Source organism: Shewanella sp. SM29, assembly GCF_025654245.1.
GTDB lineage: Bacteria > Pseudomonadota > Gammaproteobacteria > Enterobacterales > Shewanellaceae > Shewanella > Shewanella oncorhynchi.
The window spans coordinates 1-539 of record NZ_JAKKRN010000103.1 but is presented as its reverse complement, the minus strand read 5'-3'; the positions used below and the strand labels follow the sequence as shown (position 1 = coordinate 539).

The 539-nt window shown below is 42.7% G+C and carries 2 rRNA genes; both read right to left on the bottom strand.

Features of this window, described 5'->3' with window-relative positions:
• Nucleotides 1–125: ribosomal RNA gene (locus L5L77_RS22665) — 23S ribosomal RNA — on the bottom strand; the annotation flags it as partial.
• A gap of 362 nt (nucleotides 126–487) precedes the next feature.
• Nucleotides 488–539: ribosomal RNA gene (locus L5L77_RS22660) — 16S ribosomal RNA — on the bottom strand; the annotation flags it as partial.

The window sequence follows — 539 nt, the reverse complement described above, 5'->3', positions numbered from 1 at the left end:
CCCCCATTCGGACATCGTTAGCTCAAATGCTTGTTACTAGCTCGCCAACGCTTTTCGCAAGTTACTACGTCCTTCATCGCCTCTGACTGCCAAGGCATCCACCGTATACGCTTAGTCGCTTAACCATACAACCCAAATGAGTTTCACTCATCTGCGCCGCATTGCGACCAGCTTGGTTTTACTTGTCTCACTTCTGACCAAAGAAGTGGACGCGCCTTAGACGTAAACTATTCAATAAAGAATAATTTACTTTTGAATATTCAAGACACTTAATAAAGTGTTTGAGAACTCATGTTCAATGCTTTCGCATTAAACGTTTTGTAATTAATCACATGACAGACTCATGCAATTAAATACTATCAGCTTTCCAAATTGTTAAAGAACAATGCGTACCGGCTCGCGGCGCATTTAGCTCTGACTTCTCCTAAGAGAAGCTAAACAAGCAATCTGTGTGAACACTCAACAAACATTAAGTTAGTCGTATAGGTAAGGAGGTGATCCAGCCCCAGGTTCCCCTAGGGCTACCTTGTTACGACTTC